Annotated in this window: 23 protein-coding genes; 14 read left to right on the top strand and 9 right to left on the bottom strand. The window is 66.2% G+C overall.

From position 1 onward, the window contains the following. The first annotated feature begins 31 nt into the window (after positions 1-31). On the top strand, positions 32-997 hold the full coding sequence (locus ACPXCG_RS21045; protein WP_425794128.1) for an arsenic resistance protein: 966 nt from the start codon (positions 32-34) through the stop codon (positions 995-997). A gap of 8 nt (positions 998-1,005) precedes the next feature. Here ACPXCG_RS21045 and ACPXCG_RS21040 read toward each other — a convergent pair whose 3' ends face one another. After that, positions 1,006-1,740 carry a glucose 1-dehydrogenase gene (locus ACPXCG_RS21040; RefSeq protein ID WP_425794127.1) on the bottom strand — a complete coding sequence of 245 codons (735 nt, stop codon included), beginning with the start codon at positions 1,738-1,740 and terminating at the stop codon, positions 1,006-1,008. 127 nt (positions 1,741-1,867) lie between these two features. On the opposite strand from ACPXCG_RS21040, the gene ACPXCG_RS21035 reads away from it, so the two are divergent. Next, positions 1,868-2,944 carry a diacylglycerol kinase gene (locus ACPXCG_RS21035; protein WP_425794126.1) on the top strand — a complete coding sequence of 359 codons (1,077 nt, stop codon included), beginning with the start codon at positions 1,868-1,870 and terminating at the stop codon, positions 2,942-2,944. Between the two features lie 30 nt (positions 2,945-2,974). On the opposite strand, the gene ACPXCG_RS21030 is transcribed toward ACPXCG_RS21035, so the two are convergent. The 3 genes from ACPXCG_RS21030 to ACPXCG_RS21020 are packed head-to-tail and all read right to left on the bottom strand — an operon-like array spanning position 2,975 to position 6,956. Beyond that, on the bottom strand, positions 2,975-4,375 hold the full coding sequence (locus ACPXCG_RS21030; RefSeq protein WP_425794125.1) for a xylulokinase: 1,401 nt from the start codon (positions 4,373-4,375) through the stop codon (positions 2,975-2,977). Continuing rightward, on the bottom strand, positions 4,372-5,856 hold the full coding sequence (locus ACPXCG_RS21025) for a mannitol dehydrogenase family protein (protein WP_425794124.1): 1,485 nt from the start codon (positions 5,854-5,856) through the stop codon (positions 4,372-4,374). The genes ACPXCG_RS21030 and ACPXCG_RS21025 overlap by 4 nt, the downstream gene beginning before the upstream one ends. Next, a complete protein-coding gene (locus tag ACPXCG_RS21020) occupies positions 5,853-6,956 on the bottom strand; it encodes an NAD(P)-dependent alcohol dehydrogenase (RefSeq protein WP_425794123.1) in 1,104 nt (367 codons plus the stop codon). Before ACPXCG_RS21020 ends, ACPXCG_RS21025 begins: the two co-directional genes overlap by 4 nt. 77 nt (positions 6,957-7,033) lie before the next feature. Here ACPXCG_RS21020 and ACPXCG_RS21015 point away from each other — a divergent pair, with 77 nt between their 5' ends. The 6 genes from ACPXCG_RS21015 to ACPXCG_RS20990 all read left to right on the top strand — a co-directional run bounded on the left by ACPXCG_RS21015 (position 7,034) and on the right by ACPXCG_RS20990 (position 14,180). Next, positions 7,034-8,023, top strand: coding sequence for a sugar-binding transcriptional regulator (locus tag ACPXCG_RS21015; protein ID WP_425794122.1), 990 nt, complete (start codon positions 7,034-7,036; stop codon positions 8,021-8,023). Positions 8,024-8,112: 89 nt separating this feature from the next. Continuing rightward, positions 8,113-9,411, top strand: a complete 1,299-nt coding sequence (locus ACPXCG_RS21010) for an ABC transporter substrate-binding protein (RefSeq protein ID WP_425794277.1) — start codon at positions 8,113-8,115, stop codon at positions 9,409-9,411. A gap of 54 nt (positions 9,412-9,465) precedes the next feature. Then, positions 9,466-10,374 carry a carbohydrate ABC transporter permease gene (locus ACPXCG_RS21005; RefSeq protein WP_425794275.1) on the top strand — a complete coding sequence of 303 codons (909 nt, stop codon included), beginning with the start codon at positions 9,466-9,468 and terminating at the stop codon, positions 10,372-10,374. Continuing rightward, entirely contained in the window at positions 10,374-11,249 is an 876-nt protein-coding gene (locus ACPXCG_RS21000) for a carbohydrate ABC transporter permease (protein WP_425794121.1), read from the top strand. Before ACPXCG_RS21005 ends, ACPXCG_RS21000 begins: the two co-directional genes overlap by 1 nt. A gap of 36 nt (positions 11,250-11,285) precedes the next feature. Next, the gene (locus ACPXCG_RS20995) at positions 11,286-12,389 is read left to right on the top strand and encodes an ABC transporter ATP-binding protein (RefSeq protein WP_425794120.1); all 1,104 of its coding nucleotides are present in this window, start codon (positions 11,286-11,288) and stop codon (positions 12,387-12,389) included. A gap of 66 nt (positions 12,390-12,455) precedes the next feature. Then, entirely contained in the window at positions 12,456-14,180 is a 1,725-nt protein-coding gene (locus ACPXCG_RS20990; RefSeq protein ID WP_425794119.1) for an alpha/beta hydrolase, read from the top strand. A 31-nt stretch (positions 14,181-14,211) separates the two neighbouring features. Here the strand turns inward: ACPXCG_RS20990 and ACPXCG_RS20985 are convergent, their stop codons facing one another. Both ACPXCG_RS20985 and ACPXCG_RS20980 read right to left on the bottom strand, forming a co-directional pair. Then, positions 14,212-14,679 carry a nuclear transport factor 2 family protein gene (locus ACPXCG_RS20985; protein WP_425794118.1) on the bottom strand — a complete coding sequence of 156 codons (468 nt, stop codon included), beginning with the start codon at positions 14,677-14,679 and terminating at the stop codon, positions 14,212-14,214. Then, the gene (locus ACPXCG_RS20980; protein WP_425794117.1) at positions 14,669-16,483 is read right to left on the bottom strand and encodes an N-acyl-D-amino-acid deacylase family protein; all 1,815 of its coding nucleotides are present in this window, start codon (positions 16,481-16,483) and stop codon (positions 14,669-14,671) included. The genes ACPXCG_RS20985 and ACPXCG_RS20980 overlap by 11 nt, the downstream gene beginning before the upstream one ends. A 160-nt stretch (positions 16,484-16,643) precedes the next feature. Between ACPXCG_RS20980 and ACPXCG_RS20975 the strand changes: the two genes are divergently transcribed. Together ACPXCG_RS20975 and ACPXCG_RS20970 are read left to right on the top strand one after the other, a co-directional pair. Next, positions 16,644-17,582: a helix-turn-helix domain-containing protein gene (locus tag ACPXCG_RS20975; protein ID WP_425794115.1), complete on the top strand. Its 939-nt coding sequence runs from the start codon at positions 16,644-16,646 to the stop codon at positions 17,580-17,582. Then, positions 17,579-18,142, top strand: coding sequence for a dihydrofolate reductase family protein (locus tag ACPXCG_RS20970; protein ID WP_425794114.1), 564 nt, complete (start codon positions 17,579-17,581; stop codon positions 18,140-18,142). The genes ACPXCG_RS20975 and ACPXCG_RS20970 overlap by 4 nt, the downstream gene beginning before the upstream one ends. A gap of 156 nt (positions 18,143-18,298) precedes the next feature. Here the strand turns inward: ACPXCG_RS20970 and ACPXCG_RS20965 are convergent, their stop codons facing one another. Continuing rightward, positions 18,299-18,955: a PaaI family thioesterase gene (locus ACPXCG_RS20965; protein WP_425794113.1), complete on the bottom strand. Its 657-nt coding sequence runs from the start codon at positions 18,953-18,955 to the stop codon at positions 18,299-18,301. Positions 18,956-19,082: 127 nt separating this feature from the next. On the opposite strand from ACPXCG_RS20965, the gene ACPXCG_RS20960 reads away from it, so the two are divergent. Together ACPXCG_RS20960 and ACPXCG_RS20955 are read left to right on the top strand one after the other, a co-directional pair. After that, a complete protein-coding gene (locus ACPXCG_RS20960) occupies positions 19,083-19,556 on the top strand; it encodes a carboxymuconolactone decarboxylase family protein (protein ID WP_425794112.1) in 474 nt (157 codons plus the stop codon). A 43-nt stretch (positions 19,557-19,599) separates the two neighbouring features. Next, the gene (locus ACPXCG_RS20955; protein WP_425794110.1) at positions 19,600-20,427 is read left to right on the top strand and encodes a crotonase/enoyl-CoA hydratase family protein; all 828 of its coding nucleotides are present in this window, start codon (positions 19,600-19,602) and stop codon (positions 20,425-20,427) included. A 56-nt stretch (positions 20,428-20,483) separates the two neighbouring features. On the opposite strand, the gene ACPXCG_RS20950 is transcribed toward ACPXCG_RS20955, so the two are convergent. Continuing rightward, positions 20,484-20,960 carry a nitroreductase family deazaflavin-dependent oxidoreductase gene (locus ACPXCG_RS20950; protein WP_425794109.1) on the bottom strand — a complete coding sequence of 159 codons (477 nt, stop codon included), beginning with the start codon at positions 20,958-20,960 and terminating at the stop codon, positions 20,484-20,486. A 127-nt stretch (positions 20,961-21,087) separates the two neighbouring features. Between ACPXCG_RS20950 and ACPXCG_RS20945 the strand changes: the two genes are divergently transcribed. Together ACPXCG_RS20945 and ACPXCG_RS20940 are read left to right on the top strand one after the other, a co-directional pair. Continuing rightward, the gene (locus tag ACPXCG_RS20945) at positions 21,088-21,528 is read left to right on the top strand and encodes a hypothetical protein (RefSeq protein ID WP_425794108.1); all 441 of its coding nucleotides are present in this window, start codon (positions 21,088-21,090) and stop codon (positions 21,526-21,528) included. A 101-nt stretch (positions 21,529-21,629) separates the two neighbouring features. Further along, a complete protein-coding gene (locus tag ACPXCG_RS20940; protein ID WP_425794107.1) occupies positions 21,630-22,547 on the top strand; it encodes an N-acetylglucosamine kinase in 918 nt (305 codons plus the stop codon). A 31-nt stretch (positions 22,548-22,578) separates the two neighbouring features. Here the strand turns inward: ACPXCG_RS20940 and htpG are convergent, their stop codons facing one another. After that, positions 22,579-24,570, bottom strand: coding sequence for a molecular chaperone HtpG (gene htpG / locus ACPXCG_RS20935; RefSeq protein WP_425794105.1), 1,992 nt, complete (start codon positions 24,568-24,570; stop codon positions 22,579-22,581). Between the last annotated feature and the right edge of the window lie 110 nt (positions 24,571-24,680).

Here is a 24,680-nt window from a genome sequence, read left to right as displayed (position 1 = left end):
ACGTGCCGGCGCCGTGACAGACAATGGTCGGATGTCCGAGCACGGCACCGTCACGCGCATGATGGAACGGCGCCAGGTGCCGATCTATGTCGGCGGGATGGGCATCGGAGCACTCGTCGGACTCGCCGCACCCGCTCTCTCGGCCGTGCTGGACCACACGATCAACCCGGCGATCGCCGCGCTGCTGTACGTGACGTTTCTTCAAGTGCCGGTCGCGAATGTGGGCGCCGCGCTCCGGGACACGCGGTTCATGGCGGTGCTGCTCGGGGTGAACTTCATCGTGGTCCCGGCGGTCGTTGCCGTGCTCTACCCACTGTTACCCGGGGATCCGGCCATCCGGGTCGGAGTCCTGCTCGTCCTGCTGTGCCCGTGCGTCGACTACGTGATCGTGTTCAGCGGGCTCGCCGGCGGGGACAATCTCCGACTACTTGCCGCGACGCCGGTGTTGCTGATCCTCCAGATGGCGCTGCTACCACTGTTTCTCACGGCATTCATGGGCGGTGAGGTGACCGACCTGGTGGACGTGTCGCCGTTCGTCACGGCCTTCGTCGTGCTGATCGTCATCCCACTGGCGCTGGCCTGGGGCACCCAGGTGGCCGCGGCGCGATCGGCACCGGCACAACGGTTCCGGGACGGTCTCGGCATCACGATGGTGCCCCTGATGACCATCGTCCTCGCAGTCGTGGTTGCTTCCCAGATCCACACCCTCGACGGCCACGGACATGACGTGGCCGGCCTGATCCCCGTCTATGCGATGTTCTTGGTGGCGATGACCATCCTCGGACTGATGATCTCCCGGCTCGCACGGATGAACCTGCGGGGGCAACGGGCCATCGCATTCTCCGGGGCCACCCGCAACTCCCTCGTCGTGCTGCCACTCGCCCTGTCGCTGCCGCCGGGCTTCGAGGTCGCCGCCTCGGCAGTGGTCACCCAGACACTCGTCGAGGTCCTCGGAATGGTCGCGCTCGTGGCAGTCATCCCGAGGATCACTCGGTGAGGTGAACGTCAGTTGTGCGGCACGTCTGCGGTCAGCCCACCGTCCATCACGAACTCGGCGCCGGTCGCATAGGACGACTCGTCGCTCGCCAGGAAGATGATGAAGGTCGACACCTCACTGGATTCGGCGGGCCGGCCCAACGGGGTCTTGATGATGTCCTCCGGCAGCCCTTCGGTCATCGGCGTGCGGATCAGTCCCGGATGGATCGAGTTGACGCGGATGTTGTGCGGCGCCAGTTCGAGTGCGGCCGACTTCGCGAGTCCGCGGACGCCCCACTTGGAGGCCACGTAACCGTGCGCCCACGGGCTGCCGCGCAGCCCTTCGACCGATGACACGTTGATGATGGACCCGCCACCCGCGGCGATCATCGGCTCGACCGCCACCTGCATGCCGAGGAAGGTTCCCGTCAGGTTGACGTCGATGATCTGCTTCCACTTGTCGAGACGGAACTTCTCCAGCGAACTCCCGTTCACGATGCCGGCGTTGTTCACGAGGACATTGAGCTTGCCGAAGTCGTCGACCGCCGTCGTGACTGCTGCCGCCCAGTCGTCCGGCGACGTCACATCCAGGTGTACGTACCGCGCAGCATCGCCGAGTTTGTCGGCGAGCGCCTTGCCCTCATCGTCGAGAATGTCGCCGATGACCACCTTGGCGCCCTCGTCGACGAGCATGCGCGCGTGCGACGCCCCCATTCCTCGTGAACCACCGCTGATCAGCGCGACCTTGTCATCTACACGTCCCATGGCGAGCCAGGTTACCTGGCCAAGCGTCAAATGAGAACAGGTTCTACCGACTCGTCGGCCGACGTGATCTACTGAGATGGACAGTAGTCCGGACAATTGTTCACCTGACCAGGACAAGGAGCATTCCATGCCGATCCGCGTGGCTCACGTAGGAACCGGAAATGTCGGCCGTCTGGCCCTTCGCCAGCTGATCGACGACCCTCGATTCGACCTCGTGGGGCTGGCCGTGTCGTCACCGGAGAAGGTCGGCAAAGATGCCGCCGAGCTGGCCGGGCTGGACCACGCGCCGACGGGCGTGGTCGCCACCGACGATCTGGACGCGATCATCGCTGCCGAACCCGACTGCGCGGTCTACTGCGCGATGGGCGACACACGTCCGGTCGAGTCACTCGACGACTGCGTGCGACTGCTGTCGGCAGGCATCGATGTGGTGGGGTCGGCGCCGGGGACCCTGCAATTCCCCTGGGGCGCGATGCCTTCCAAGGCCATCGCCAAGGTCGAGTCGGCTGCCGAGTCGAACAGATCGAGCATCTTCATCACCGGCGTCGACCCTGGATTCGCGAACGATCTGATCCCCCTGGCCTTCGCCGGGACGTGCCAGCACATCGAGCAGGTTCGGTGCATGGAGATCGCCGACTACGCGACCTACGACGGCGCGACGGTGATGTTCGACGTCATGGGGTTCGGCAAACCGATGGACGAGACGCCGATGCTGTTCCTCCCCGGTGTGCTCGGATTGGCCTGGGGCACCACGATTCGCCAGCTCGCTGCCGGACTGGGCGTGGAGCTCGACGAGATCGTCGAGCGATACGAAGACCTCCCCGCCCCAGACGATTTCGATATCGCATCCGGACACATCGCCGCCGGGACGCGCGCCGCTGTCCGCTTCGAGATCATCGGGATGGTCGCGGGCAAGCCGTTCATCGTCATCGAGCACGTGACCCGTCTGCGTGACGATGTGGGTGACGACTGGGCGCGCCCGGCCCAGCCGGGCGGCTGCTATCGGGTCGAGATCGTCGGCGAGCCCTCGTATCGGGTCGACATCTGTCCGACCAGCCAGCACGGAGACCACAACCACGCGGCGATCGTCGCCGCGGCGGGGCGCATCGTCAACGCCATCCCCAACGTCGTCGACGGCCCACCGGGAATCCGCACCACGCTCGACCTGCCGCTGGTGACCGCCGCGGGCACCGTCGCGTCCTGAACGATCTACCCGCCCGCGGCCGGATTCACCTCACCGGCTGAGGACCAATCCGGTCGCGGACAGGTAGCGGCGGTAGACGTCGGCGCCGAGACCCGAGTCGGTGGGCGTGCCATGGTGGTGCTCGGCCGCGAGATCCCAGGTGGGCAGTTGCCCGGTGAGCGCCCAGGCAGCCTGCCGCGCCGCGCCGCGTGCAACGTATTCGCCTGCCGCGGGCACCGTCACCGCACGGCCGAAGAGTCCAGGTGCCACCGCGAGCACCGCGGCCGAACGGGTGCCTCCGCCGACCATCACGATCCGGTCGATCCCGATCCCCTGCTCTCCTATCAGTTCGAGGCAATAGGCGAGGGAACACAGGAGGCCTTCCACGGAAGCGCGCGCAACGTTGGCGGGAGTCCAGTTGTCGCCGGTGATCCCGACTATCGACCCCGTGGCGTCCGGGATGTTGGGTGAGCGCTCTCCGGACAGGTAAGGCACCATGACCAGGCCACCCGCGCCGGGTTCCGCGGTGAGCGCCAGCCGGCCGAACTCGTCGAGATCGACCCCGAGCATCCCCGCAGTAGACGCCAGCACGGGCGCCCCGTTGAGCGTGCACACCAGAGGTAGTTGTCTGCCGGTGGCGTCTGCGAAGCCGGCGACGAGCCCGGACCCGTCGCGCGGGGGCGTATCGGTGATGGCACTCACCACACCTGAAGTCCCCAGGGACACAATGCAATCACCGAGTCCGGCGGCCAGTCCCAGTGCCGCGGAGGCGTTGTCCCCGGCGCCGACGCCGAGCAGGCACCCACTGCTGGTGCGCCCCGCCGAAGCATCTGGCTCCAAGACGGTCGGCAGCACCGGCCGCCGACCACGGAAGGCCAATTCGAGGAGGTCCGGCTGATACGACCCGCCGGCCGCCGCGAAGTATCCCGTACCGGAGGCGTCGCTGCGATCGGTCGTCAGAGTGCCGATCTCGTCGGCGCCGCGCAGCCGCCAGGTCAGCCAGTCGTGCGGTAGGCAGACGGCGGCGGTCGTATCCGCGACGTCGGGCTCGTGATCGGCCACCCACCGCAGCTTGGCCGCGGTGATGGCAGCGACCGGGACCACACCGACCCGCGCAGCCCACTCGTCGGCGCCGAGCTCGTCGACCAGGGCGGCGGCGCAAGCGGCCGACCGGGTGTCGTTCCACAGCAGCGCATCCCGGATCACCTGGCCGTTCCGGTCGAGACAGATCAGGCCGTGTTGTTGTCCGGAAACCGACACCGCGTCGACATCGTCGAGCCCACCCGCTCCTCGGATCGCATCCTCGAGTGCGGTCCACCAGTACTCGGGGTTCACCTCGGTACCCGCGGGATGTGCGGCCTTGCCCTCGCGGACGATCATTCCGGTGTCGGCGTCGCACACCACGACCTTGCACGATTGGGTCGACGAATCGACCCCCGCCACCAGGGTCATGCGAGCAACTCCTCCAGCGTCGCGCGCGCCCCACGCGATCGCAGCGACGCCAGCGCTGCCAGATACGGTTTCGTGAATCGCTCGTCGTCGGCAAGGTCGCCGAACAGCGCCGCCTCGGCGACGAACGCCAGCGGCTCGGTGCGCGATTGGCGCGCCAGCGGGACGAGTCGGTCGGCCAGAGGATCGACCACATCGATCGCCTGCCCGTGCTCGTCGGTGCCCTCCGCGTACCGGGTCCAGCCGGCCACCACCGCGGCGGCCAGCGTGACGTCACCACCGGCGGCCAGTCGCTCACGGATGACCGGTACCAACCATTTGGGGATCCGGTCGGACGAGTCCTGGCAGAGTCGTGCGATCGTGTCGGCAATCGCGGGATTCGAGAACCGCGTGATCAGGGTCTCCGTGTAGTCGTCGAGATCGACACCGGGAACCGGCCGCAGGGTGGGCCTGCCCTCCTCGGACATGTAGCGACGCAACAACGTCGCGATCAGCGGGTCCGACGTGGCGTCGTGGACGTATCGGTAACCGAGCAGATACCCGAAGTAGCAGAGCGCCTGATGACTGGCGTTGAGCAGCCGGAGTTTCATCAGCTCGTAGGGCGTGACGTCGTCGACCACCTGCACCCCGACATCCTCCAAACGGGGCCGCCCCATCGAGAAGTCGTCCTCGAGCACCCACTGGGTGAACGGTTCGGCGACCACCGGCCAGCGGTCGTCGATCCCGCTACGGGACACCACCTCGGCACGCAGGTCCCGCGGAGTCGCCGGCGTGATGCGGTCAACCATGGAATTCGGGAAACGGGTGCGCTCGGCCATCCAGCCCGCGAGCTCTGGATCCTTGAGACGCGCGAAGGCGAGAAAAGTCGACTTCGCCACCTCGCCATTGCCCTGGATGTTGTCGCACGACATGACGGTGAACGACGGGATGCCGCGCGCACGCCGCCGCCGCAACGCCTCGGTCACCAACCCGAAAACCGTACGCGGAATGGCATTCTCGCCGAGGTCGGCGACGATCTCCGGATTCTCCGTGTCGAACTCGCCGGTCGACGGGGAGAAATTGTAGCCACCTTCGGTCACCGTCAGCGAGACGATCTCGGTATCGGGCGAGGCGAGCCGCTCGATGACGCGGTCCGGATCGTCGGGTGCGAAGAGGTAGTCACCGAGCGATCCGATCACCGACGTCTCGACGTTGCCGTCCGGGTGTTTGAGCGTCAGGCTGTATAGGCCGTCCTGCGGGACCAGCGCGTCACGCATCGCCGCGTCGGCCGGCCGGACACCGACACCACAGATCCCCCAGGCGAGGGCATCCTCATCGCCAGTGGCGAGCAGACGGTCGAGGTACATGGCCTGATGCGCCCGATGAAATCCACCCACCCCGAAATGCACCACGCCCGTACGCAACCGTGTCCGGTCGTAATGCGGTGTGGGCGTCCCGACGACGGTCGGCAGCTGCGATTGACTCAACTCAACAGACCCGCTCACGTGACACGTCCCTTCATGGTGTCGGATGCCGGCCGGTTCGCCGACGACGATACGGACCGGGACATGCCCGGGTAGATGACCGCCTTGATACTGCCGGGAGTGCGGTCGGCGTCGAGGGCGGCACGTGTGTCGTCGAGACCGAACCTGCCGGTGACCATCGCGTCGAGGTCCACACCTCCCGAGGTGATCAGCGAGATCGCGGTGGGCCAGGTGTTCGCATAGCGGAACACTCCGGTGAGTACGATCTCGCGATTCTGGATGACCGTGACAGGCAGCGTCATCGCATCCGCCCCCATCCCGACCAATACCGCCCGGCCGGCGGGTAACAGCGCCGAGATCCCCGCCACCACGGCGGCCTCGACACCGCTGGCGTCGATGAACGCGTCGACCGGCGACACGGGCGCGCCGGGCTCGATGATGTCGGTCGCCCCGAACAGGCCGGCCGCATCACGCCGGTCAGGGTCGGGCTCACTGATGACGATCCTGGTCACTCCCGCCGCGCGGCAGACCTGCGCACACATCAGACCGATCGGTCCGGCACCGGCGATCAGCACCGAATCACCCATCCCGACAGCTGCTTTACGGATGGCCGCGATCCCCACCGACAGCGGTTCACACAGAGCGGCGGCATCGTCGCTGACCGTGTCGGGCACATCGTGAGCAAAGGAAGCACCGATGGTGACGTATTCACAGAGTGCACCGTCGACGGGCGGGGTCGCGAAGAACCGCATGTGGGGACACAGGTTGTAGAGGCCACGCCGTGACTCGGAGCTCGTGGGGTCCGGCGTCTGCGGCTCGATCGAGACCCGCCGGCCGATCCGGGACCGCGCGACTCCGGGTCCCACCGCGACGATCTTCCCGGCCGCCTCGTGCCCCAGGATCAGCGGTGCCTCGACAACATGCGTCCCGATGCGTCCATGGCGCACGTAGTGGGCGTCGGACCCGCAGACCCCCACGGCACTGACCCGGATCAGCACTTCTGCAGGCCCGGGACTGGGGACGGGCCGCTCCTCGACGGTCATCTCGCCGCCCGGATACAGAACACTCGCGCGCATCGTGCTGATCACCAGATCACTGTCGGCATCGGTTGTTGCGTCCATCACACGAACGATGTTAGCGTACTGAGCATATTTCCGGCCAGTGAGCAGATGCTCACACGCGACCGTGAGGCATCTTGATGGCGACTCCCGCGAAGACCACCCCCGATGCAGGGCACGACCTGCGTCTTCTGGTGCGTGCGGCCACCATGTATCACCTCGAGGGCCTCACTCAGGCCGAGATCGCCACCCGGCTGGGCGTCTCTCGCCCGACCGCCGGTCGCCTCGTCGCCCGAGCGCGGGCGCAGGGTCTGGTCCAGGTCACGGTGACCGCTCCCGCACATCTCAGTGCATCGATCCACACCGATGTGGAACGCACTGTCGAGGAGGCGTTCGGACTCGACGAGGTCCTCGTCATCGATGAACGTGCCGACGGGACGACGTCGGGCAACGCGGCACTCGGTCGAGCCGGTGCCTCGGTGCTCGGCAGGCGCGTCCAGGCGACCGATGTCCTCGGCTTCACCTGGGGTCCCGAGCAGGTTGCGGTCGCCGACGCGATGCAAGCCAACTCGTCGTGCCGCCAGGTGGTTCAGATGGACGGATCGATGACCTCAGTCGAATACCACACCGGTGTGGACCATGCCCTGGCGCGCCTCTCCGATCGCCTGCACGCGCAGCCGATGCGACTCGTCGCACCGCTCTACGCCGACCCCGACACGGTCTCTGCACTGCAGCGGGATTCGATCCTCTCGCAGTCGTTGTCGGCGGCACGATCGGCGAATGTGATGCTCTTCGGGGTGGGTTCGGTCTCCACCTCCACGACCCTGTTCGAGGGCGCGTTCATCGACGCGATCGTGCTCGACGAACTCGAGGAACTCGGCGCGGTCGGCGAGATCGGTGGTCGGTTCTACGACGCGTACGGGGTGGCGGTGGCCTCGACACTCGTCGACCGGACTGTCTCGGTCCCCCTCGACTCCGTGCGCGCCTGCCCCACATCCATCCTCGTCTCCGGTGGCGAGCACCGACGCGACTCCATCCTCGGTGCACTCCGCGGTGGCTACGCGACGATTCTCGTCACCGACCTCTCGACCGCCGAATGGCTTGTCGCCCAGAAGAAAGGTGATCTCTGATGGCCGAAGATCCGATGCCTCCCTGGCGCATCGGCCGCGTCACGCGCCGTGCCCGGACATACGCGGTGTGTATCGCCGCCGCCCTCGCTATGGTGACGACGGCGTGCTCCGGGGCCGGCTCGCTGACCGACGGCGGCAGCGACGCGCTCACCATCGCCATGGTCTCGAATTCGCAGATGCAGGACGCCGTCAAGCTGTCCAGTCAGTTCGAGCAGGAGAATCCGGGCATCAAGCTCAAGTTCGTCACGCTGTCGGAGAACGAGGCACGCGCCAAGATCACGGCATCGGTGTCCACCGGGGGCGGCGAGTTCGACGTGGTGATGATCAGCAACTACGAGACACCGATGTGGGCGGAGAACGGGTGGCTGGTCAACCTCACCCCGTACATGGACGCCGATCCGTCGTACGCCGCGGACGACTTCGTCCCGACGCTCAAGACCGCACTCTCATACCAGGGTTCGATGTATTCCGCCCCGTTCTACGGGGAGTCCTCGTTCCTCATGTACAACAAGAAGATGTTCGCCGACGCGGGGGTGTCCCTGCCGGCGAAGCCCACCTGGCCACAGGTCGCCGACGCCGCGGCCAAGCTCACCAAGGGTGATGTCTCGGGGATCTGCCTGCGCGGCAAGCCCGGCTGGGGCGAGCTGCTGGCTCCGTTGAACACGGTCATCAACGCGTTCGGCGGCCGCTGGTACGACGAGAACTGGAACGCTCAGCTGACAAGCCCGGAAGTCGAAGCGGCAGTGAAGTTCTACGTCGACACCGTCCGGAAGTCGGGCGAGCCCGGCGCTGCGTCGTCGGGCTTCCAGGAGTGCGGCAATCTGCTGTCCCAGGGCCAGACGGCGATGTGGTACGACGCCACCTCGGCGGTCTCGGTGCTCGAGAGCCCGGACACGTCGACGATCGCCGGGAACGTGGGATACCTGCCTGCACCGTCGATGGCCAAGTCTGACAACGGATGGCTCTACACCTGGTCGCTGGGCATCCCGACCAGCAGCAAGAAGCGCGACGACGCATGGAAGTTCATCGACTGGATGACAAACCGCGCCTACATCCAGCACGTCGCCGACACCCTCGGCGCCAGTCACATCCCGCCCGGGAGCCGGATGTCGACCTACCAGCTCCCGGCCTACCAGGCCATCTCCAAGCCGTTCGCGGACGCGACATTGTCGGCGATGACCACGGCCGATCAGCTCAAGCCGACGTTGAAGCCGGTCCCGTACACCGGAATCCAGTTCCTTTCGATCCCGGAGTTCCAGGATCTCGGAACCCGTGTAAGCCAACAGATCTCGGCGGCGATCGCGGGACAGATCAGTGTCGACAAGGCACTCGAACAGAGTCAGAAGTATGCCGAGACGGTCGGCAAGACCTATCAGAAGGAGAGGTGAGACGTGGCCACCGCACTCGCCCAACCCGGGGCTGATCCACAACCACGGTCCGATCTGCCGACGAGATCACGGCGAGACCACATCTCGCGCGCCGAGGGATGGCGTCGACGGGGGCCGTTGCTGCCGGCACTGATCTTCATGCTCGTGGTGACGCAGATCCCCTTCCTCTTCACCCTATTCTATTCGACGCAGTCCTGGAACCTGGTGCGTCCGGGCTCACGGAGTTTCGTCGGGCTCGACAACTACGTGGAGGTCTTCACCGATGCGCAGTTCTGGCGGGTCACCCTCAACACGATCCTGCTGATCGTGGGCACGGTGATCGCGTCGGTGATCCTGGGTCTGATCTTCGCGCTGCTCCTCGACCGTAAGTTCCTGGGCCGCGGGATCGTTCGGACGCTGCTGATCACCCCGTTCCTGGTCACGCCGGTCGCCGCGGCCTTGCTGTGGAAGACCAGTCTGCTCTCCCCCACCAACGGTCTGGTCAACTGGGCGTTGAGCCCGTTCGGTGTCCACACCGACTGGCTCAGCCAGTACCCGCTGATGAGCGTGATCGCCGAGTTGGTCTGGCAGTGGACACCGTTCATGATGCTGCTGATCCTCGCCGGCCTGCAATCGATGCCGAACGACATCAGCGAGGCGGCCAAGGTCGACGGCGCGACGAGCTTCCGGCTGTTCCGCGAGCTGACGCTCCCCCATCTGCGTCGGTTCATCGAGCTCGGCGCGGTGCTGGGTGCCATCTACCTGGTGAACACGTTCGATGCGGTGTACATGATGACCTCCGGCGGCCCCGGCGTCTCGAGCGCCAACCTGCCGTTCTACATCTATCAACGCGCCTTCCTCGGCTTCGACATCGGGCAGGCGGCCGCGATGGGCGTGGTCACCGTGATCGGCACGATCGTCGTCGCGTCGCTGGCGCTTCGCCTGATCTTCAAGAGCTTCACCGGGAACGAGGAGGCAGCCTGATGAGTACCGCAACCCCGTCTCGCGCGTCGTCGACGACCATCGACGGCGTGGAGATCGCCCGCAGGCGGAATCCACGCGGGCTCCTGCTCACGGTCTTCACCTGGATCCTGGCGCTGGGGTTCTTCTTCCCGGTGCTCTGGATGGTGTTGACGGCGTTCAAGAAAGAGAGCGACGCGGCCACCAACCCGCCGACCTTCATCTTCACCCCGACGCTCGAACAGTTCAGAGAGGTGTTCGACGCCGGCATCGGGACCCCATTGATGAACTCGTTGTTCGCGACCATCGTCTCGACGATCCTCGTTCTGGCGCTGGGTGTTCCGGCCGCCTTCGCGCTGTCACTGCGGCCGGTACGCAAAACCCAGGACGCGCTGTTCTTCTTCATCAGCACCAAGATGCTGCCCATCGTCGCGGCGATCATCCCGCTGTATGTGATCGTCGGACGCATCGGCATGCTCGACAACATCTGGACACTGATCATCCTGTACACCGCGATGAATCTGCCGATCGCCGTCTGGATGATGCGTTCGTTCTTCCTCGAGGTCCCCAGCGAACTGCTCGAAGCGGCCAGCATCGACGGTGCCGGCCTGTGGACATCGGTGCGCGAGGTGATCCTCCCGCTCATCTCACCCGGCATCGCGGCGACCGCATTGATCTGCGTGATCTTCTCGTGGAACGAATTCTTCTTCGCCGTCAACATGACCGCGGTGAACGCCCAGACGATGCCGGTGTTCCTCACCGGGTTCATGTCCGGGCAGGGCCTGTACTGGGCGCAACTGTCGGCCGCATCGGTCCTCGCCGCGCTCCCGGTGGTGATCTGCGGCTGGATCGCCCAGAACAAACTCGTCCGCGGCCTCTCGTTCGGCGCGATCAAGTAACCCCTACCCACTCCCCCCGAAACCAGGAGACCCACCATGGCTTCCATCAGCTACGACGACGCGTGCTGCGTCTACCCCGGCGCCGACAAACTCGCCGTCGACCGCCTCAACCTCGACATCGCCGACGGCGAGTTCGTCGTCCTCGTCGGCCCGTCGGGCTCCGGCAAATCGACCGCGCTTCGGATGCTCGCCGGACTCGAGGAGATCGACTCCGGCGCCATCCGCATCGGCGGACAGAACATGGTCGGCGTCGCACCCAAGGACCGCGACATCGCCATGGTCTTCCAGAACTACGCGCTCTACCCCAACAAAACCGTCGGGGAGAACATGGGATTCGCACTCAAGATGCGCGGCATCCCCACCGACGAACGCAAGAAGAAGGTCGCCGAAGCCGCGAAACTCCTCGACCTCACCGACTACCTGGACCGCAAACCGGCCAAACTGTCGGGCGGGCAACGCCAACGCGTCGCGATGGGCCGCGCCATCGTCCGTGAACCGCAGGTCTTCTGCATGGACGAGCCGCTGTCCAACCTCGACGCCAAACTCCGAGTACAGACCCGCACCCAGATCGCCGCGCTGCAACGACGTCTCGCCACCACCACCGTCTACGTCACCCACGACCAGGTCGAGGCCATGACCATGGGCGATCGGGTCGCCGTCCTGCGCGATGGTGCGCTACAGCAGTTCGCCACCCCGGCCGATCTCTACGACCGTCCGGTCAATGCCTTCGTCGCCGGTTTCATCGGTTCCCCCGCCATGAACCTGTTCACGGCACCGGTCACCGACGGCTCCGTCACGATCGCCGGCGCGACCGTCGACCTCGACAACGAGGCGCAGGGGTTGCTGCGCAAGTCCGGACTGGCGAAAGTCATCGTCGGAATCCGTCCCGAGCATCTGGCGATCGGCGGCGACCGCGGCATCAACGCGGACGTGGCACTCCTGGAGGAACTCGGGAGCGAGAGCTACCTCTATGCCAAGGTCGACGACCCGTCGATCGCCACTCTCGAGGGCGACCCCGTCACCCTCGTCGCGAGATCACCCCACCGTGCCCCGGCGAAGCTCGGCGATGCGGTGCGCCTGTACCAGTCCGATCACGCCGTGCACCTTTTCGATCCGGAAACGGGGAATCGCCTGAGCTGAGGTGGGTCCCGCGCACGGTCTGCGCTGATACTGTTACTGCTCCGACGACCTGCAGGAGCACATCCGGTGACACTCGAGCGCGAGACGACGACGGACGCGGACTCCGGACAGGACCAGCCCGCCGAAACCATCCCCGAACCCGCCCCGGCCCGTGGATGGTGGCGCAGGCACCTCGAACGCTACGCGTTCACCGGGATGGTAGTGGCGCTCGCCTTCGTCTGGTTGTCGATGACGCCGTCGCTGTTGCCACGCGGCGCCCTGTTCCAGGGACTGGTGAGCGGCGCGTCAGCGGCAGTGGGTTACTGCATCGGGGTGTTCCTCGCGTGGCTGGTGCGCTTCATGATCTCGCGCGACGAGCCGTGGCGGAGCGCGAGCCGCCGATCGTGGCTCATCCTGGCCGGCGTGGCGATCGTCGGGACGGTGCTGATGCTCGTCTGGTTCTCCCAGTGGCAGTCCGACATCCGCGATCTGATGGGGGTCGGGCAGCTGACCTGGACGGCGTTCCCGACGATCGCCGTCCTCGCCGTGATCGTCTTCGTCGTGCTGATGTCCCTCGGACAGGCCTTCGCCTTCGCCGTCGGATGGTCGGTCCGACAGCTCAATCGCATTGCTCCCCCACGTATCTCGGCGGTGATCGGGGCAGGCCTGGTGGTCGTCCTGACCGTCTTCGTCCTCAACGGCGTGGTCGCGAAGTACTCGATGCAGTGGCTCAACGCGAGTTTCGCCGCAGCGAACGAGGAGACGAAGGCCGACAACTCCCCGCCGACCTCCGCACTGCGCTCCGGTGGCCCGGGCTCCCTGGTCACCTGGGATTCGTTGGGCCGCGAGGGTCGTGTGTTCGTCTCCCGGGGACCGGATGTGGGCGCACTGACGCAATTCAACGGCTCTCCGGCAACCGAACCCATCCGGGTGTATGCGGGCCTGGAGTCCGGCGACAGCATCCGGGAGAACGCCGAATTGGCGGCCGACGAGCTGGTGCGCACCGGCGGCCTGCAACGCAAGATCATCGCAGTCGGCTCGACGACCGGCAGCGGATGGGTGAACAAGGCCACCGTGGACTCGCTCGAGTACATGTACAACGGCGACACCGCGACCGTGAGCATGCAGTACTCGTATCTACCGAGCTGGCTTTCGTTCCTCGTCGACAAGGAACGGGCCCGACAGGCCGGTCGTGCGCTGTTCGAGGCGGTGTCCGAACGAGTCAGTGCCATCCCGGAGGCCGACCGACCCAAGCTGGTGGTGTTCGGTGAGAGTCTCGGCTCGTTTGCCGGTGAAGCCGCATTCGGCAGCATCCCGGCGCTCGCGGCCCGCACGGACGGTGCGCTGTTCAGCGGTCCGACATTCAACAACACCCTGTGGAAGGACACCACCGCCGATCGCGATGCCGGGTCGCCGCAATGGCAACCGGTCTACGACAACGGTTCCCAGGTACGCTTCATCGCCGACCAGCAGGATCTGAGTCGTCCCGACGCGCCATGGAAACCGTCCCGGATCGTCTACCTGCAGCACGCCAGCGATCCGATCACCTGGTGGAATCCCGACCTGATCCTCAACGAGCCGGACTGGCTCGCCGAGCCGCGGGGTCGCGACGTCCTGTCGTCGACGCGATGGGTACCGTTCGTGAGCTTCCTTCAGGTGTCGGCGGACATGGCCGTGGCGGTCAACGTCCCCGACGGGCACGGCCACGACTACATGTCGGCGATCCCCTACGCATGGGCGGCGATGCTGGAACCGCCGGGATGGACTGACGTCAAGACCGAGGCCTTGCTGCCGCGTCTGAACCGCGACTGACCGCAGCGCTTTCGACCGCCGATCCGGAGCGTCAGATCAGACCCGTGGCGTCGAACACCCAGCTCGTGTCCGCCTTCGCCAGATCGTCCATCCACGTCGCCGGGGCCGAATTGATCAAGGTGGCGGCGTCCCAGTAGTCCTTCCACAACGTCACCTTGCCGTCGACCACCCGGTGCACGGTGACGAACGGGAGAACGGCGACCTCACCGCTCGCCCATTCCCAGCGTTCGGAATGCTCGTAAATCACGTCGTCGCCGTCTGCAACCAGCACTCCGTCATGATTGGTGTACGCCGCCAGCGGCCCGAAACCGACCTTGATCCGCTTGACGATGTCGTCGGGTCCACGGGCCGCCAATGTCGGACCGTACGGCATGTCGACGTAGATGCACTCGTCGGCGAGGAAGGGCATGACCGCATCCCAATCCCGTTGCGCGAGAGCAGACCAGAGGCCGCGGACGATGGCTGCCGAGTCGCGCTCGGTGACGGCCTCAGCGGACATCGGCGAGCCCCGAACCGGTTGCGGGCACGGTCGGCATCGGCTGATCGGGCACCGCGGGCGCGCGCAGCCCGTGTCGGAGGAACTGTCCGGTCCTCGAAGCGCCGACGATGTCGGTCGGGACGCCGTGGTCGACGACCTTGCGACCGCTGACGAAAACGGCGACGACGGTGTCGTCGTTGCGGTTCACCATGCGCGAGAGCCCTCCGTAGGCCTCCACCGGCGCCTCTGCGTACTCGTCGAGTGACTCGTCGAGACGCTCTGGATCCACGATCATCAGATCCGCACGGTCGCCCGGACGCAGATGACCCGCGTCGATCCCATACCAATCGGCGAGTTCGCCGGTCATCCGGTGCACCGCGGCGGCGGTGTCGAGGAAGGGTTCACCGGCCAGCTCCGCAGAGCGGACGTGCCTCAGCAGCCGCAGGCCGAAGTTGTAGAACGCCATGTTCCGTAGGTGGGCACCGGCATCGGAGAATCCGAGCTGAATGCCCGGTTCACGTGCCATCTGCTTCAGCACCTCGGGACGGTGATTGGAGATCGTCGTCCGCCACCGCAGGTCTGTGCCGTGTTCGAGAACGAGGTCCAAGAACGCGTCCACCGGGTGCAGACCGCCCCGGTCGAGTCCGACCTGCCCGAACGACTTCCCGATCACCGAATCGTCCGGACAGTCGACGATCTGGGCGTCGAAGAAGTCCCGATGCCATACGCGCACACCGTATTTGGATTCGTAGTCTTTTCGGAACCGCCGCCGGTACTCCTCGTCGCGCAGCAGTTCGTCGCGGGCCATCTCCTCCTTGAGGTGCAGCGCGGCCGCGCCCGAACCGAACTCCTCGAAGATCACCAGATCGATCCCGTCGGCGTAGACCTCGAACGGGACCGGCAGATGCTGCCAGCGGAAGTCACCGCCGAGCCGGTTGACCAGTGCGGCCAGCGGACCCATGATCTTGATCGCATACGGATTGGCCTTGATGTCGGCGGCCGACAGCAGGCTGGTCTTGAGATGCGGACGACCGATGCCGAGTGAGGTGAACGCCTGTGACCCGACATTCATCGGATTCGCTATGTCGGGTCCGGCCTGCAGGATGCGGCCGGACCTCCGCAACAGCGCCTTCAGCCTGCGGAGTTCGCGTGGCTTGGCATAGGTCGACGGCAACGTACGCGAACGGCAGGTCTCGCCATCGAGCTTGTCGAAAAGGAGCTGTTGTGAGGACATCCCGACGAACCCGACCTCGAGTGCGTCGGCGAGCCATCGTTCCATCTGCGCCTGCTCGGAGCCGGTCGGCCGCGTCGATTTCTGGGTTGCCCGGTCGAGTCCCATGACCGCCGAGCGCATATCCGAGTGGCCGATGAATGCCGCGACGTTCGGGCCGAGCGCCCGGGATTCGAGGGCGTCGATGTATTCCTTGGGGCCTGACCACGTCTTGTGCCGATCGACTGTGCCGATCACGTGCTCCCGGGGGATCGCCTCCACCCGACCGAACAGGTCGCCGGCATCCGTCCCGTCGACATGGATCGTCGACAACGAGCAAGATCCGAGCAACACCGTCGTGACCCCGTGCCGCAGCGATTCCGAGAGTGACGGTTCGGCAAGGACCTCCACGTCGTAGTGGGTGTGGATGTCCACCATGCCCGGCATCACCCACATCCCGTCGGCATCGATCACCTCGGGGCACCCGGCGGCTTCGATCGGATCCACGGAGACGACGGCCACGTGACCGTCCCGGATTCCGAGTGTGCGGATCGCCGCGGGCGCGCCGGTGCCGTCGAACCAGAGGCCATTGCGAATGATTGTGTCGTAGGTCACTCGACCATTAGAGACAGGGTCCGGAATCGATGTCAACGACCGAGTAGACAAATTCTCATTTCTGTACACACGACCAACTCCCTTCCTCACACGATCGCCGGTGGCAGGCTGAGCAAGAACGGTCGGGCGCGACGACCGGCAGGCGACGGATACTGATCACATGACCGACACGGGCCGCGACCGGATCCGCGAGCTGCTCGATGCCGTACTCGCCGACGATCACCACACCCTCGACGACATGGCGACGGGCGCACACGCGTCTGCGTTCCACTTCAGTCGCCAGCTCGCGCGCCACACCGGTGAATCGCCCGTGGCCCTCCGCCGTCGCGTGATGCTCGAGCGCGCGGCATGGCATCTCCAGCGCGGCGAATCCGTCACCGACACCGCGTTCGCGTCGGGGTACGAGTCGGTCGAGGGCTTCGCACGTGCCTTCACCCGTGCCTTCGGCCACCCGCCGAGCCGTTCGGGATCACGTACCGAGCACGGCCATTGGCTGCCGTCGCCCAACGGCATTCATTTCCATTCCCCGACCGTCCTCTATGTCGACAGCGGTGGCGCGTCGGAGGAGTCCGCGGGCGACGTGGTGGCATTGATGGTGCGACACGACCTCGACGACATCGCTGCCTTGCTCGCCGCGGGAAAGGATATCGACGACGAGTCCTATGTGACCGTTCGGCTGCCGGGACACCGTGTGCTGCCGTGGGCCGGTCCCGACGAGACGATCGCCGACGTCCTCACCCACCTCGTCGTCGACAAGGCCCCGTGGATGGCCAGCATCGACGGCACCGACGAGTCCGATCTCGATGGTCCACACGGCGTGCCGGCACTGATCGAGATGCACGAGGAGATCGCACCGCGCTGGCTCGCGTTGACCCGCGACATCGAGAGACGTGGCGCGTGGCCCGACCGGATCGTCGACGCGATCTGCGATCCGCCGGAATCCTTTCTGCTGTCGCAGGTCTGGTCGCATGTGCTGACCTTCTCCGCGCATCGCCGTCAGCTGGTCCGGTGGATGCTCGCCGACGCCGGGATCGACGTGCACCGACTCGACCCCGACCCCATCATGTGGCATCGACATCAATCCGGAGGGTTCACATGAACACCACACCCAGATTCCGCTACTACACCGCGACCACCCTCGACGGCTATCTCGCCGACGAGAACGACTCCCTCGATTGGCTTCTCACACAGCCGATCGACGACGACGGCGCGATGAATTACGGAGCCTTCATCTCAGATGTCGGCTGCTTGGTGATGGGAGCGACCACCTACCGATGGCTACTCGATCACGAGGTGGTCGACGGGAAGCCCTGGCCCTACGACATGCCGTGCTTCGTGTTCACCCATCGCGAGCTCACCCCCGTCGCCGAATCGATCCGGATCGTCTCCGGCACACCGGAAGAACATCGTTCGACGCTCGTCGAGGCGGCGGCCGGAAAGGACATCTGGGTCGTCGGGGGTGGCGATCTGGCCGCACAGTTCGCCGATGCGGGGTTGCTCGACGAGGTCATGCTGTCCATCGCCCCGGTCACCCTCGGCGCCGGGCGCCCCCTGTTCCCGCGCCGGTTCGACCTGGAACTGCTCGAGGTGGAACGGAATCGAGCGTTCGTCTGCGCGCGCTATGGCGTTGTGGGACCGCGTAAGCCGCCGGAACAGTGACAGCGTCGCTGTGCGCGCGCGTGGGTTCAGTGGTCTCGATACGTCCCTCGCCTGGCGGCTCGGGACTACTCGACCAGCAATAGAGGAAAGCCGGGGAATACTCGACCAGTAAAGACGCCGCTCGGAACTACTCCGCCAGCGGTAGGACTCGCGCTGTCACGCGTCGCCGACGCCCAACTGCTTGCTCGCGTCGAGACCGCGAGCCCATCGCGGCATGATGAAGATCCCCTCCGCCTCGGCACACAGACCGTCGGCGGTCGAGATCGTCCCGCTGGCAAATGATTTGTGCCCCTCGGTGCGGTCCAGCCGGCCCTCGACGCGGATCGGACCGAGAGCGGTCCCCTGCCGGTATCGGATCGTGAGCGTCCCGGTCATCCCGGGCGACCCGCCGTTCACAGCCGCATTTCCCAGGACCTGATCGAGGATGAGACCGATGACACCACCGTGCACCAGCCCGGGCGGACCCTCGTATTGCGGCCCGAGATCGAACTCGGCCCAGACGTGGTCGGTCTCGGCGTGCAACTCGACCGGAGGAGCAACGGGATTGCGGATGCCCTCGACCGCATTTCCCCAGTTCCGCAGCCGCCCATCGGAGTTGAAGCGCAAACCGAAGGACGAGCCGATCCGGCTGCGCTCCAGGATCTCTGTGGCCGCCTCGATGTGCCGTCGCGCTTCGGCCAGTTCGTTTGTGCCCACGTCGGTCACCACCGTGGCCGTGACGAGGCCACGCACGCTGTCGCCGATCTCCCTCGCCTGCTCGATCTGCCGCGTCAGTTCCTCGGCCGGGATCTCCTCGGTGATGTACCCGCTCATCGCTCACCTCACACTGTCGAAACGGCCCGAACGCCCACGCTATCCCACCGAAGAATCATGTGGCCGTTCCGGCGACGAACATCGCGAACAAACGAGAACACGTTCTCGTTCTTGCTAGGCTTGCGCAATGGCACGAATCGGCGGCTTCGCGGACGACGACATCGTAGGGTGGCTCGGGCTGTCACCGACGCTCGGGGGCGCCCTCGGCAACTACGCCGACGCCGTCTACACCAAGAGCCGCCTCGGCCCCCGCACGCGCGAACTGGCCCGGATGGTGATCGCAGGTCACAACGAGTGTGCCGTCTGCCGCAACACGCGGGCGCAGGCCAGCGGCCTCGACGAGGAGTTCTACCTCCACGTCGACGACTGGGCCACCTGGCCCGGCTACGCCGACGGTGAACGCGTCGCCGCGGAGTTCGCCCATCGATTCGCCACCGATCACATCGGTTTGCGTGAGGACGACGAGTTCTGGGAGAGATGTCGAGCCGTCCTGTCCGACGAACTCGTCGTCGACCTGGCCCTGTCGTGCGCGTTGTGGCTGGGGCAGGGCCGCGCCCTTCGCGTCCTCGACGTGGGCCAGGCCTGCCGCTTGTCGATCTGAACCGCCCCGCCCACCGGGCGGTCCGCCCGGTAGCCTCACCACCATGAGCGATCAACAGTGGAATGCGTTCGAGGTCTCGATTTCCGACTTCGTCGCCGAGGTGACCCTCACCGGCCCGGGCAAGGGCAACGCGATGGGACCCGACTTCTGGCGCGAACTCCCCGAGATCTGTGCACAGCTCGACCGTGACGACGATGTGCGCGCGATCGTGTTGACCGGTTCCGGATCTCACTTCTCCTACGGGCTCGACCTGCCGGCGATGGCAGGCGACCTCGGGACCGTCCTGGCCGAAGGCGCGAAGGCGCGGCCACGTACCGAATTCCACGACATGGTGCGCCGCATGCAGGGCGCCGTCTCGGCGGTGGCCGACTGCCGCAAACCCGTCGTCGCGGCCGTATCCGGTTGGTGCATCGGTGGCGGCGTCGACCTGATCAGCGCCGCCGACATCCGTTTTGCCGCCGCCGACGCCAAGTTCAGCGTGCGCGAGGTCAAGGTGGCGATGGTCGCGGACGTCGGCAGCTTTGCCCGCCTGCCCCAGATCATCGGCGACGGCCACCTGCGTGAACTCGCGCTGACCGGCAAGGACATCGACGCCGATCGCGCTCTGCGGATCGGGCTGGTCAACGATGTCCTGCCGGATCGTGACGGCATGCTGGCCGCGGCTCGGGCCACCGCCGTCGAGATCGCCGCGAACCCGCCGTTGGTGGTGCAGGGCGTGAAGTCGGTGCTCGATCACAGTCGGCGGGCGGCCGTCGACGACAGTCTGCGCTACGTCGCGGCGTGGAACTCCGCGTTCCTACCCAGCGATGACCTCACCGAAGCCATCAGTGCCGTGTTCGAGAAGCGTGCGCCGGAGTTCCGCGGGGCCTGATCGGAACCGTCGTCCGCTCGGGCCTCGACTCGCGCGGACCGTTCCCTGGTCCCTACTCAGACCAGGGCGATCGGCTCGAGCAGGAAGACCGGGATCTGACGTTCGGTCCGCGAGACATAGAGGTCGAAGTTCGGCCACACCTCGACCATCCTCGCCCACGCCTCACCGCGTTCGTCACCGTCGAGTTCCCGGAACGTGACGGTCTCGTACTCCCCGTGGTGGCCGACCTCGGCCGTGTCGGCGGCACGGAGATTGAAGACCCACTGCGGCATGCGCGGACCGCCGAAGTACGACCCGGCGATCAGCCAGCCCTTCTCCGTCGGTACCGCGAGAAGGCGGGTAGATCGCACGACACCACTGCGTCGTCCGGCAACCCGCAGCGTGATGTTGGGCAACCCACCGATGTCCAGCAGCCCGTACTTCTGGCCCGTGATCCGCTGTACCGCACTGTCGACGACGACGATCTGTGGCAGCAGTCGTGGCATCCAGCTGATCGAACCGATCTTGATCGCCAGTGGCGTGAGGGCGCCCATTCCCCAAGTGTGACATCCCTTGGCCTCGCGTTCACCTCGGCGTGCGGGCCGGCCGTCGTATCCACAGGCCGAGAACCCCTGTGGATGGCCGAACTCACATCCGAGCCATCGGGGGAATGATCGCGACATGACACACGACAAGTCTCCGAGACCCGACGCCGGTACCGCCCACGACCCCATCCACTCGGCCGTGGATCTCCACCGACGATGGCGCCTGCTGATGGAGCCCCTCGGGTTCTCCGAGATCCTGCTCTGGTTCACCTTCGTCGACGCCGACCACCTACAGACCCCCGCGCTCAATCAACTACCGATTCCCGCGCGCCCCGATCCGTCCATCTCGGACCTCCTGATGTGCCGCCTCGGCGAGGCCGTCGCACAGCTCCCCGATCTGTCGGTCGCGCTGCTTCTGACGCGCCCCGGCAACGACGGTGTGACCGACGACGACATGGGCTGGGCCCGGATCCTGACCGCGGATGCCGCCCGTCACGGCGTGATCCTGCATCCGATCCACCGTGCGAACGATGTGGAGCTGATCGCGCTAACAGTTCCCACCGACGCGGCTGCCTGACGCCGGCCCACACCGTTGGAACCGGGTGGGTGGCCGGGTAGCTTGGCCCATGGGCGCCGGTGACAACGTGCCGGCGAGAAGCCACGGGAGATCGGACGGTCATGGCGCAACGCATCCTGCTCGACGGCGGTCAGACCGGGACGCGGGTGCGGATCGTCGGTCCGTCGTCGAGCAGCGACCACCGGACCCGACCCATCCGTACCGACCGCCCGGTGGTCCCGCAGATCGCCCGCGCGGCAAGCGAAGTCATCGCCGAAGCCGGCACCTCGGTCGACGAACTCGCGGCAGGCGTCTCGGGTCTCACCCCGGATGCGACCCGCCCGGAAGAGCTTCGGGAAGCGGTCCTTGATCTGGGTATCCGTTCGGTCGCGCTGACCCATGACTCGGTGTCGGCGTATCTCGCGGCCAATCGTCTCGCGTTCGGTGCCGTCACGGCGGTCGGCACCGGGGTCGTCACGCTGGGGGTGGGCACCGCGGGGACCGCGCGGGTGGACGGCTGGGGGCATCTGGTCGGCGACGCCGGCAGCGCCTATTGGATCGGGCGGGCGGGCCTCGAGGCCGCGCTGCGCTCGTTCGACGGCCGGGGTCCCGACACCGAACTCGAGTCGGCGGCGCTCGACCGGTTCGGACCCCTACCCGAGCTCTACATGGTGCTGCAGGGTGATCCCGGCCGCGTGAGCCGCACCGCCGGATTCGCGAGAGCGGTCGACGATGCGGCACGCGCGGGCGACCGGGTCGCGATCGAGATCAACGACCGGGCCGCCACCGAACTCGCCGCGTCGGTCGCGGCGGCACTGCGCCGCAGTGGACACCGGCCCGACGACGCCGCCCGGGTCAGCTGGATGGGCGAGGTGCTCACCCACAACGAGCGCATCCGGGAACGGTTCGTCGATGTGCTCGGCGCAGCAGCGCCCGGTGCCACCGTCGAGGCCCCCCACGGCGAGCCACTCGACGGCGTCGGACTGTTGCTCGATCTACCGTCGGAACACCCGCTGGCGGACCTGGTTCACCGCGCGTGACCGCGCCGCTCATGCCGGCCGATCCGAGCGCTCAGGAGTCGGAGCCGAGAGAATCGGTGAGCGTGCCGGCCAACAACTTGGCGAACTCGGCCGGATCGCCGAGCTCACCGCCCTCTGCGATCACCGCCATCCCGTAGATCAACTTCGCGGTCGCAGTGAGGGACGCGTGATCGTCGGAAGCCCGGAAGGCGTCGTTCAGACCGGCGATCAGCGGGTGGTCGGCGTTGATCTCGAGCGCACGCTTCGTCTTGGGCAACTCCTGTCCCGACGCCCGGTAGAGCTTCTCCAACTGCGGTGACATCGAGAACGTGTCGCCGACCAGGCACGCCGCCGACTCGGTGAGTCGCGACGACAGGCGCGCCTCGTTGACATCGTCGGTGAGGGTCTGCGCGAGCCAGTCCAGCAGGCCGGTGAACTCCTCGGTCCGCTTCTCCTTGTCCGCCTTGGCCTTTTCCGAGTCGGCGTCGTCGCCGGCCGACTCCGCGTCCACACCGTCGAGGTCGACTGCTCCCTTGGCGATCGAGGTGAACGATTTGCCCTCGAACTCCAGTCCGCTGCTCACCCACATCTCGTCCACCGGGTCGGTCAGCAGGAGAACCTCGACCTCCTTCGCACGGAAGGCCTCGATGTGGGGTGAGTTCTCGATCTGCTGACGGGTCTCGCCGGTCATGTAGTAGATGGTGTCCTGGCCGCTGCGCATCCGCGCGACATAGTCGGCCAGTGTGGTGAGTTCGTCGGCGGAGTCGGTCGACTCGAACGACGATGCCTTCAGCACGGCATCGCGATTGTCGATGTCGTTGACCAGACCTTCTTTCCAGACCCGGCCGAAGTTCTGCCAGAACGTCCGGTAGTCGTCCGGCCGCGAAGTGCGCATGTCTGCGACCGTCGTGATCACCCGCTTGGTGAGGCGACGCCGGATGGCCCGGATCTGGCGGTCCTGCTGCAGGATCTCGCGGGAGACGTTCAGCGACAGATCGGCCGCGTCGACGACACCCTTCACGAAACGCAGATACTCCGGGATGAGCTCTTCGCAGTCGTCCATGATGAAGACGCGCTTGACATAGAGCTGGACGCCCGAGTTGCGTTCACGCATGAACAGGTCGAACGGCGCCTGCGTCGGGATGAACAGCAGCGCTTGGTATTCGAAGGTGCCCTCTGCCTTGAGAGTGATGACCTCGAGCGGCTCGTCCCACGCGTGACTGACATGGCGGTAGAACTCGTGGTATTCGTCCTCGGTCACCTCGTCGGCGGACTTCGCCCACAACGCCTTCTGCGAGTTGATCGTCTCGCTGACGATCTCCGTTGTCGGCTCGGCCGCGGCGGCGTCGGTCTCCGTGTCGTCGGTCTCGGGTGCCGGGACGGCCTTCTCGACATCCATCCGGATCGGCCACGCGATGAAGTCCGAGTAGCGCTTCACCAGCGCACGCAGCTTGGTGGGGTCGGTGTAGTCGTACAGGTGATCGTCGGTGTCGACCGGCTTGAGTGCGAGCGTCACGGACGTCCCCTGGGGTGCGTCGGTCACCTCGTCGAGCGTGTATGTGCCGTCACCGGTCGATTCCCATCGCGTGCCGGTCTCGTCCCCGGCATGGCGGGTGACGAGGGTGACCCGGTCGGCGACCATGAAGGTCGAGTAGAAACCGATACCGAACTGTCCGATCAGCTCCTCGGACGCCGCCGCGTCCTTGACCTCCGCGAGTTTGCGCCGAAGCTCGGCAGTCCCGGATCGTGCGAGGGTGCCGATGAGGCCGATGACGTCGTCGCGGATCATGCCGATGCCGTTGTCGCGAACCGTCAGGGTGCGCGCATCCCGATCGGTGTCCAGTTGGATGTGCAGGTCTGAGGTGTCCACCTCGAGACTCTTGTCCTGGAGCGATTCCAGCCGCACCTTGTCGAGGGCATCGGATGCGTTGGAGATCAGCTCACGCAGGAAGCTGTCCTTGTTCGAGTAGACCGAATGGACCATGAGATCCAGCAACTGCCGGGTCTCGGCCTGGAACTCGCGAACCTCTGTTTGACCACTCACGATAACCTCCGCGTCAGAGTCATTGCCGGAGACGCATATTACCGATCCACCGATTGGCTACTCTGAAGTGGGTCGGCTTGTTCACCCGCCGTCCGCACACCGCCGAAAGT

Source organism: Gordonia sp. DT218, assembly GCF_049847105.1.
Lineage (GTDB): Bacteria > Actinomycetota > Actinomycetes > Mycobacteriales > Mycobacteriaceae > Gordonia.
The sequence above is the reverse complement of the archived record's forward strand: the minus strand, read 5'-3'. Positions and strand labels throughout refer to the sequence as shown.